Annotated in this window: 9 protein-coding genes; 8 read left to right on the forward strand and 1 reads right to left on the reverse strand. The window is 75.3% G+C overall.

From position 1 onward, the window contains the following. The first annotated feature begins 81 nt into the window (after positions 1–81). The 4 genes from ABD308_RS01830 to ABD308_RS01845 all read left to right on the forward strand — a co-directional run bounded on the left by ABD308_RS01830 (position 82) and on the right by ABD308_RS01845 (position 2,855). Positions 82–261: a hypothetical protein gene (locus tag ABD308_RS01830; protein WP_344324414.1), complete on the forward strand. Its 180-nt coding sequence runs from the start codon at positions 82–84 to the stop codon at positions 259–261. A 32-nt stretch (positions 262–293) separates the two neighbouring features. Beyond that, positions 294–1,196, forward strand: a complete 903-nt coding sequence (locus ABD308_RS01835) for an ABC transporter ATP-binding protein (RefSeq protein WP_344324417.1) — start codon at positions 294–296, stop codon at positions 1,194–1,196. Further along, positions 1,193–2,185 carry an ABC transporter permease gene (locus tag ABD308_RS01840; RefSeq protein ID WP_344324420.1) on the forward strand — a complete coding sequence of 331 codons (993 nt, stop codon included), beginning with the start codon at positions 1,193–1,195 and terminating at the stop codon, positions 2,183–2,185. The genes ABD308_RS01835 and ABD308_RS01840 overlap by 4 nt, the downstream gene beginning before the upstream one ends. A gap of 220 nt (positions 2,186–2,405) precedes the next feature. Continuing rightward, positions 2,406–2,855, forward strand: a complete 450-nt coding sequence (locus ABD308_RS01845) for a universal stress protein (RefSeq protein WP_344324423.1) — start codon at positions 2,406–2,408, stop codon at positions 2,853–2,855. A 38-nt stretch (positions 2,856–2,893) separates the two neighbouring features. Here ABD308_RS01845 and ABD308_RS01850 read toward each other — a convergent pair whose 3' ends face one another. Continuing rightward, positions 2,894–3,943 carry a lactonase family protein gene (locus tag ABD308_RS01850; protein WP_344324426.1) on the reverse strand — a complete coding sequence of 350 codons (1,050 nt, stop codon included), beginning with the start codon at positions 3,941–3,943 and terminating at the stop codon, positions 2,894–2,896. 277 nt (positions 3,944–4,220) lie between these two features. Here ABD308_RS01850 and ABD308_RS01855 point away from each other — a divergent pair, with 277 nt between their 5' ends. From ABD308_RS01855 to ABD308_RS01870, 4 genes are all read left to right on the forward strand, one after another. Next, positions 4,221–5,270 (forward strand): NAD(P)-dependent alcohol dehydrogenase, encoded by a 1,050-nt coding sequence (locus tag ABD308_RS01855; protein ID WP_344324429.1) that lies wholly within the window; start codon positions 4,221–4,223, stop codon positions 5,268–5,270. A 51-nt stretch (positions 5,271–5,321) separates the two neighbouring features. Next, positions 5,322–7,151, forward strand: a complete 1,830-nt coding sequence (locus ABD308_RS01860; protein ID WP_344324432.1) for a glycoside hydrolase family 15 protein — start codon at positions 5,322–5,324, stop codon at positions 7,149–7,151. Further along, complete coding sequence (locus ABD308_RS01865) at positions 7,148–8,515, forward strand: glucose-6-phosphate dehydrogenase (protein ID WP_344324435.1); 1,368 nt, start codon at positions 7,148–7,150, stop codon at positions 8,513–8,515. The genes ABD308_RS01860 and ABD308_RS01865 overlap by 4 nt, the downstream gene beginning before the upstream one ends. 10 nt (positions 8,516–8,525) lie before the next feature. Continuing rightward, the coding region (locus ABD308_RS01870) for a shikimate kinase (RefSeq protein ID WP_425554672.1) at positions 8,526–8,703 on the forward strand (178 nt) is incomplete at its 3' end.

The raw sequence follows: 8,703 nt of genomic DNA on the forward strand, positions 1-8,703 counted from the left end.
CGGCCGAAAGTACGAGCGTGTGCGGCCGGACCGTCCTTTCGGCCGGTGCGGGCGCGCACGGGCGGGCGGCAGGCTGCGGGCATGGCTGATCCGACCTCCTCCGTCCCCGTTCTCCTCCTCGCCGCCGAGGCCGCGAGGACCGAGCGCGGCCCGCTGCTCTACGCCTGGTGGGCGCTCAACCTGGCGGTGCTCGTCGCGGTGGTCTACGGGGCCTACCGGGGCGTCAGGAAGTACCGCTCCGGGCGTGCCCCGCGCCGCTGACACCCCTTCGAACCCCCGATAGGACGACCCCCATGACACCGGTACTCCAAGCCGTGCGGCTCGGCAAGCGGTACGGCCGCCACCGGGCGCTGGCCGACTGCGACCTGGACATCCCGCAGGGGCGGGTGATCGGCCTGGTCGGTCCCAACGGCGCCGGCAAGTCGACGCTGCTGAACCTGTCCTGCGGACTGATCAAGCCCACCGAGGGCGTGATCCGCGTCCTGGGCGCCGAGCCCGCCGCCAACCCGGCCCACCTGGCCAGGGTGGGCTTCGTCGCCCAGGACACCCCGGTCTACGGCGACCTGTCCGTGGCCGACCACCTGCGCCTGGGCGCCCGGCTGAACCCGGGCTGGGACGGCGCGCTGGCTCGGCGGCGGATCGCCCGGATCGGGCTGGACCCGAAGCGCCGGGCGGGCCGGCTCTCCGGCGGCCAGCGCGCCCAGCTGGCGCTCACCGTCGCCGCGGCCAAGCGCCCCGACCTGCTGATCCTCGACGAGCCGGCGGCGGCGCTCGACCCGCTGGCGCGCTCCGGCTTCCTGGACGACCTGCTGGAGGCCGTCACCGAGCTCGGCGCCAGTGCCCTCCTCTCCTCGCACGCGCTGCCCGACGTGGCGCGGGTCTGCGACCACCTGGTGGTCCTGGCCGACCACCGCGTCCAGCTGGCCGGTGACGTCGTGGACCTGCTGGCGGGGCACGTCCGGATCACCGGCGCCCGCTCCGACGTCGAGCGCCTCCCCGCCGGGGTCGAGCCGATCCGGGTCGAGCACTCGCCCGGCGGGAGCACCGCGGTCGTACGCGCCGAGCGCGGCCCGCTGCCGGCCGGCCCGTGGCGGGTGGACGCCGTCGACCTCGAAGAACTCGTCCTCTCCTACCTGACCCGTGCGAACGAGGGCACCTCCCGTCCCGTTCCGAAGCCGACGGAGGCCCACCGGTGATCTGGCTGACCTGGCGACAGCTCCGCGTCCAGACGCTGGCGGCGCTGGCCGCGCTGGTCCTGCTCGCGGTGTACCTGCTGGTGCTCGGCGCGCGGATCCGCGGCGCCTACGACGACACCCTCGCGCGCTGCGCGGGCGGTGGCGGCTGCGCGGGCCAACTCGCCGCCGTCGCCGACGAGTACGGCGGCCAGGTGGACCTGCTCGGCTACCTGCTGCTGGCCGTTCCCGGGCTGATCGGCGTGTTCTGGGGCGCCCCGCTGGTCGCCCGCGAGCTGGAGGCGGGCACCCACCGGCTGGTGTGGAACCAGAGCGTGACCCGGGGCCGCTGGCTGGCGGTCAAGGCCGGCTTCGTCGGCCTGCTGGGCGTGGCGGTGACCGGCGTCTACAGCCTGGCGCTGACCTGGGCCTCGGGACCGGTGAACACCCTCCTGAACAACCGCTTCGAACCGGCGCTGTTCGGCGCGCGCAACCTCGCCCCGCTCGGCTACGCGGCCTTCGCCGTCGCGCTCGGGATGACCTTCGGCCTGTTCATCCGGCACACCGTGCCCGCGATGGGCGCGACCCTGCTGGTCTTCGCGGTGCTCCAGGTCGCGGTGCCCTCGCTCGTCCGCCCGCACTACCAGACCCCGGTCAGGACCACGGTGCCGCTCACCGCCCCGCTGATCAGCGGCCTGACGAAGATCGGCACCTACGGCGAGATCGGCGGCCTGCGGGTGCCCGGCGGGCCGTGGGTGGTGGAGACCACCGAGATCCTGGACTCCGCCGGCGAGCCGGTCGGCCACACCGACTGGTACCAGGACTGCACCAACAACAAGTCGCTCACCGAGATGCCGGCCTGCCTGGCCGGCGGGAACGTCCACGTGGACGTCTCCGAGCAGCCCGCCGACCGCTACTGGACCTTCCAGTGGCTGGAGACCCTGCTCTTCACCGCCCTCGCGGCCGGCCTGTGCGCCCTCTCCTCCTGGCGGATCCGCGCCCGCCTCACCTGACCCGCTGCGCTCGGCCCGGTCGTCGCGGTTCCCGTCGGGGCCTGCGGGTGGCTGGAGGCCGTGCCCCTCGCCATCCTTGCGCCCGCCTCACCCGACCCCGCAGTGCCCGGCCGGGCCGTCGCGCAGTGTCGCGGCGGGCCCCGTCCGGCCCTGTCGGACTGCGGGAGGGGGGTGATCGGCGGGAGGGTTGGGGGCGGGGGTGCCGAGGCGAGGAGGAGCCATGGCGGAGCAGCGCGAGGAGACCGGCCGCATCGTGGTCGGGGTGGACGGGTCGGAGCCGTCGAAGCGGGCGCTCCGGTGGGCGGCCCGGCAGGCGGAGCTCACCGGAGGCGTGGTGGAGGCGGTGATCGCCTGGGAGTACCCGACGTTCCACGGCGCGCGCGGCTGGTTCCCGCCGGCGAGCACCGACGAGACGGAGCTCGCCGGCAAGGCGCGCCGGGAGGCCGCCAGGGCCGTGGCGGAGGCGCTCGGGCCGCAGCCGCCGGTGGAGGTGCGGATCGAGGCGCGCTACGGCTCCCCGGCGGGCGCGCTGATCGAGGCCTCCCGGGACGCCGCGCTGCTGGTGGTCGGCAGCCGGGGGCTGGGCGGCTTCTCGGGGATGCTGCTGGGCTCGGTGGCCCAGCACTGCACCCGGCACGCCGCCTGCCCCGTCCTGGTGTACCGCGACTGACGCCGGCCGAACCGGCCGACCCAGCCGAACCGGCCGGATCAGCCGAACAGGACCGTGGACGCCGCCGGTACCGCCAGCGAGCCCGCCCGCCGGGGCAGGCCGCTCGCGCCGTCCAGGTCGAACCAGGTGACGTCGCCCGAGCGCTCGTTGGCCGCGTAGAGCCTGGTGCCCGAAGGGTCGAGCACCAGGTCGCGCGGCCACTCGCCCCCGCACGGCACCGAGGCCACCACGTGCGCCCGCTCGCCGTCCGCGCCGAGCTCCAGCACGACGACGGTGTCGCTGCCGCGCACCGCCACCCACAGGTGCCGGCCGTCGTGCGAGACCACCGGGGCCGACGGGTACGCCGGGCCCTCGGTGCCGTCGGGGAACAGCGGGGCGTCGCCGACCGGCTCCAGCACCCCGGCCGCCGCGTCCCAGCGGCACACGGTCACGGTCGGGACCAGCTCGCCGAGCACGTACGCGTGGCGCCCCGAGGGGTGGAAGGCGAGGTGCCGGGGGCCGGTGCCGGGCGGCAGCGCGGCCTCGCCGTGCGGGGTCAGGCCGCCGGTGGCCGGGTCCAGGGCGAGGATCCGCACCGCGTCGGTGCCGAGGTCGACGTTGAGCACCCAGCGGCCGGACGGGTCGGGCAGCACCTGGTGGGCGTGCGGGCCGAGTTGGCGGTCGTGGTCCGGGCCGCCACCCTCGTTGGCCAGCACGCTGCTCGGGGCCTGCGGCGCGCCGTCGGCGGCGAGCGGCAGCGCGCTGACGCTGCCGGAGCCGTAGTTGGCGGTCAGCAGGTGGCCCTGGGCGAGGGCGAGGTGGGTGGGCTCGTCGCCGCGCACCGCCACGGGCGCGCCGAGCGGGCGCGGCAGCGGGCCGGTCAGGTCGTAGGCGGCGACCGCGCCGGGCAGCGTCTCCGAGACGGCGTAGAGCACCGGGCCGCCCTCCGCGTGCCCGAGGGCGAGGTAGGACGGGTTCGGAGCGGCGTCGACGGCGCCGGTCTCCGTCAGCGCCCCGGTCTTCGGGTCCACCGCCGCCACCACGATCCCGCGTCCGCCCGCCGAGGTGAACGATCCGATGAAGGCCCGTCCCGCGCCCTTGTCCTCCACAGCACCCTCCGTCGTCGACGATCCGCCGCAAGCGGTCCGACGCTAGCAGGCGCCCCCGCCGCGCCGGGTGGCACGGTGGCTCCGGTCCGGGCCGGCCCGCGCGGATGTCACCGGAACGCACCTCCGCCGAGGCGGCCGGGTCGCGATCCGGCTCGATTGCGGCGACGGTGGGAGGAGCGGCCCGGGCGGCCGGCCGACGCCGCCGCCCGCAGGGGGAGGGGGCGGTTTCCGACCGCACCGCCGCCGTGGCGGTGCGCCCGCAGGAGGGACCGGAACAGTGAAGGCCTTCGTGATGAAGGAGATCGGGCGCGTCGGCTTCCTGGAGAAGCCCGTGCCGGGGCTCGGTCCGGGCGACGCCCTGGTGCGCACCACCCGGGCCCTGATCTGCACGTCCGACACCCACACCGTCAAGGGCGGCATCGGCCCCCGGCAGGACCTGACGCTCGGGCACGAGGCGGTCGGCGTGGTGGAGGCCGTCGGCGGCGAGGTGAAGGACTTCCGGCCCGGCGACCGCGTGCTGGCGGGCGCCATCACCCCCGACTGGGGCGACCTGTCCTCGCAGAACGGCTACCCCTCGCAGTCCGGCGCGCCGCTCGGCGGTTTCAAGTTCGCCAACCTCAAGGACGGCGTCTTCGCCGAGTACTTCCACGTGAACGAGGCCGACGCCAACCTCGCGAGGATTCCCGACGGCATCCCCGACGAGGCGGCCGTCTACTGCGCCGACATGCTCTCCACCGGGTTCATGGGCGCCGAGCACGGCAACATCCCGATGGGCGGCACCGTCGCCGTGCTGGCCCAGGGCCCGGTCGGCCTGATGGTGACCGCGGGCGCCCGGCTGCTCGGCGCCGGCCTGGTCATCGGCGTGGAGTCGGTGCCGGGCCGGCAGAAGCTCGCCCGGTTGTACGGCGCGGACGCGATCGTGGACTTCACCAAGGAGGACGTCGTCGAGCGCGTCCTCGAACTCACCGACGGGCAGGGCGTCGACACCGCCGTCGAGGCGCTCGGCGCGGACGCCACCTTCCAGACCTGCGTCAGGATCACCAAGCCCGGCGGCACGATCTCCAACACCGGCTACTTCGGCGAGGGCGAGTTCGTCAGCATCCCGCGCGTCGAGTGGGGCGTCGGCATGGCCGACAAGACCATCGCCACCGGTCTCTGCCCCGGCGGGCGGCTGCGCATGGAGCGGCTGCTCCGCGTGCTGGAGAACAAGCGCCTCGACCCCACCCACCTGACGACCCACGAGTTCCGTTTCGACGAGATGGAACGGGCCTTCGAGGTCGCGGACAAGAAGCTGGAGGACGTGGTGAAGGTACTGATCACCTTCTAGCCGTGCCTCCCCCGTCCCCCGTCCCCCCCGGCGCTGCGGAAGCGAGGCGGCATGCTCGACCCCGATCCACCGTTCCGGCCGGTCCGCCGGCGGCAGGGCTACCTGCCGCTGGAGGACCTCGGCCTCATCGGGGACGGCACCACCGCCGCCCTGGTCGGCCTGGACGGCTCCATCCCCTGGCTCTGCCTGCCCCGGTTCGACGCCGACCCGCTGTTCTGCGCCCTGCTGGACCGCACCCGGGGCGGGCACTTCACCCTGGCACCGGAGGACCTGGTCGAGGCCCGGCAGCGCTACGAACCCGACACCGGCGTCCTGGTCACCGAGCTGCGCTCGCGCACCGGCCTGGTGCGCGTCACCGACGCGCTGGCGCTGCGCTCCGGCGCCGACCTGACCGACAACGCCCCCGCCGACCGCTCCGAACTGGTGCGCTCCGCCGTGGTGTTGGACGGCCACGTCCGGCTCCGGGCGGAACTGGAGCCGCGCGGCGGCGCCCGCGTCCGGGCGCTGTTCAGCGGACTGGAACTGCGCCCGCTGCGCCGCCAGGGCCTGCGTCTGCACCTGCGCTCCAACCGGCCCCTCGAAGGCCTGCACAGCACCCACGACCTGCGCCAGGGCGACCGGCTCGACCTGGTGCTCTCCTGGGGCCGCTTCCACCGCCACCACCGGGTCGACACCGACGCCATGCTGACCGGCACCGCCGACGCCTGGCGCCGCTGGATGCGCCACTTCGACTACGGCGGCCCCCAGGAGCCCCTGGTCCGGCGCGCCGCCATCACCCTCAAGCTCTGCGACGACTGGGCCAACGGCTCCCTGGTCGCCGCGCCCACCTCCTCGCTGCCCGCCCCGATCGGCGGCATCCGCAACTGGGACTACCGCTACGCCTGGATCCGCGACGCCGCCTTCGCCGTCTTCGCGCTGCGCCGCATCGGCTTCCGGGGTGAGGCCGACGCCTTCCTCGGCTGGGTGCTCGACGCCTTCGAGGACAGCGGCTGGCCCCGCATCATGTACGACCTGCGCGGCGGCCCCGTGCCGGACGAGACCGAGGACGCCGAACTGGAGGGCTACCAGCGCTCCGCCCCGGTGCGCTGGGGCAACGGCGCGGCCGACCAGCGCCAGCACGACGTCTACGGCGAGATCCTGGACTGCGCCGACCAGTGGCTGCGGGCCGGCGGCGAGATCCAGCCCGCCCTGTGGGCCGGCCTGGCGAGCCTCGCCGACGCCGCCGAACAGGCCTGGCGCGAGCCCGACCAGGGCATCTGGGAGGTGCGCAGCGAGGGCCGGGTGTTCACCTACTCGGCCGGGCTCTGCCAGGTGGCGCTGGACCGCGCCGCGCAGATCGGCGACCGGCTCGGCCTGCCGGTCGGGCCCGCCCGCTGGCGGGCGTCGGCCGACCACCTCAGCCGGCTCATCCTGGAGCAGTCCTGGGACGAGGACGCCAGGACCCTCAGCGCCCACCTGGACGGCGGCGGGGTGCTGGACGCCAGCCTGCTCGCGCTCCCGCTGCGCCACGTGGTGCCGATCGACCACCCGCGGATGGTGGCCACCGCCACCGCCGTCGCCGAGCGGCTGTCCGCCGGCGGCGGGCTGCTCTACCGCTACCTGCACGAGGAGTCCCCGGACGGCCTGGCCGGCGACGAGGGCGCGTTCGTGCTGTGCGGCTTCTGGCTGGTCGACAACCTCATCGGCCAGGGCCGGACGGCGGAGGCCGAGGAGCTGTACGACTCGCTGTGCGCCCGGGCCAGCCCGCTGGGGCTGATGTCGGAGCAGATCAACCCGTCCACAGGAGAGTTCATGGGCAACTTCCCCCAGGCGTTCAGCCACATCGGGATCGCCGCCAGCGGTGTGAACCTGGCCCGGGCGAGGGCGGGGGTGCGGCGATGATCGAGCGGCTCGTCGTCTTCGGCGGCACGGGCGACCTCACCGCGCGTTTCCTGCTGCCGGCGCTGGCCGCGCTGCGGGCCGGCGGGCACCTCGGCGAGCGGCTGAGCCTGACCGGCGCCAGCCGGGAGGACTGGTCCACCGGGCGGTACCGGGAGTGGGCCGCCGACCAGCTGGACCGCCACGGCGGGGACTGTCCGGCCGAGGCCATGGCGTGGGTCGGCGCCTCGGCCCGGTACCTGCGGGCGGACGTCTCCGACCCCGCCGACGTGGCCGCGGTGGTCGCCGGGGACGGGCCGGTCGCCGTCTACCTGGCCCTGCCGCCCGCGCTGTTCCCCGCCGCGGTCGCCGCCCTGCACCGGGCCGGCCTGCCGCCCGGCAGCCGGATCGTGCTGGAGAAGCCGTTCGGCGAGGACCTGGCCGGCGCCCAGGAGCTGAACCGGCTGCTGGCCGACCTGCTGCCGGAGCAGGCGGTGTTCCGGGTCGACCACTTCCTGGCCATGGCGACCGTCCAGAACGTGCTCGGCAGCCGGCTGGCCAACCGGGTGCTGGAGCCGATCTGGAACAGCACGCACATCGCCGGGATCGACATCGTCTGGGACGAGACCCTCGCCCTGGAGGGCCGGGCCGGCTACTACGACACCGTCGGCGCGCTCAAGGACATGATCCAGAACCATCTGCTGCAACTGCTCTGCCTGGTGGCGATGGAACCGCCGATCACCCTCGGCGAGCGCGATCTGCGCGACCGCAAGGTGGACGTGCTGCGCTCCGTCCGGCCGCTGACCGAGAACGACGTGCTGCATCGCACCCGGCGTGCCCGCTACCTGCCGGGGAGGATCGGCGACCGCGCCGTCCCCGCGTACGCCGACGAGCAGGGCGTCGACCCCGGGCGCCGCACCGAGACCTTCGCCGAGGTGGAGCTCGAACTGAACAGCTGGCGCTGGTCCGGCACCAGGTTCCGGCTGCGCAGCGGCAAGGCGCTCGGCGCGGACCGCAAGGAGGTCGCGGTGCGCTTCCGCCCGGTGCCCCACCTGCCGTTCGGCCACGGCGGGGAGGCGGCGCCCAACGTGCTCCGCTTCGAGCTGGAGCCGGAGGGGCTGGCGCTCGACCTGACCGGCATCGGCACCCGGGCGCACGAGCTGGCCCCGCTCTCGCTGACCGCGCGGATGGACCCGGCGGAGCTGCCCGCCTATGGCCGGCTGCTGCTGGACGTGCTGACCGGCGATCCGGCGCTGTCCATCCGCGGTGACGAGGCCGAGCAGGCCTGGCGGGTCCTCGAACCGGTGCTGTCCGCGTGGGAGCGGGACCTGGTGCCGCTGGAGGAGTACCCGGCCGGCTCGGACGGGCCGGCCCCGCGGTTCCCGTAGGAGCGAGGCGGTGGCGGAGGGAGGCCCGGCGGCGCCCGGCGACGGCCGCGCCCCGTGCGTCGTGGTCATCGGGGTCTCCGGCACGGGCAAGACCACGGTGGCCCGGCTGCTCGCCGGGCGGCTGGACGTCCCCTTCGCGGACGCGGACGACTTCCACCGGCCGGCCGACATCGCCCGGATGGCGGCCC

Source organism: Kitasatospora putterlickiae, from assembly GCF_039527695.1.
GTDB lineage: Bacteria > Actinomycetota > Actinomycetes > Streptomycetales > Streptomycetaceae > Kitasatospora > Kitasatospora putterlickiae.

What these genes read in the sequence shown, in the direction of transcription:
- ABD308_RS01830 (WP_344324414.1), top strand. Translation starts at nt 82, where the DNA reads ATGGCTGATCCGACCTCCTCCGTCCCCGTTCTCCTCCTCGCCGCCGAG.
- ABD308_RS01835 (WP_344324417.1), top strand. Translation starts at nt 294, where the DNA reads ATGACACCGGTACTCCAAGCCGTGCGGCTCGGCAAGCGGTACGGCCGC.
- ABD308_RS01845 (WP_344324423.1), top strand. Translation starts at nt 2,406, where the DNA reads ATGGCGGAGCAGCGCGAGGAGACCGGCCGCATCGTGGTCGGGGTGGAC.
- ABD308_RS01860 (WP_344324432.1), top strand. Translation starts at nt 5,322, where the DNA reads ATGCTCGACCCCGATCCACCGTTCCGGCCGGTCCGCCGGCGGCAGGGC.
- ABD308_RS01865 (WP_344324435.1), top strand. Translation starts at nt 7,148, where the DNA reads ATGATCGAGCGGCTCGTCGTCTTCGGCGGCACGGGCGACCTCACCGCG.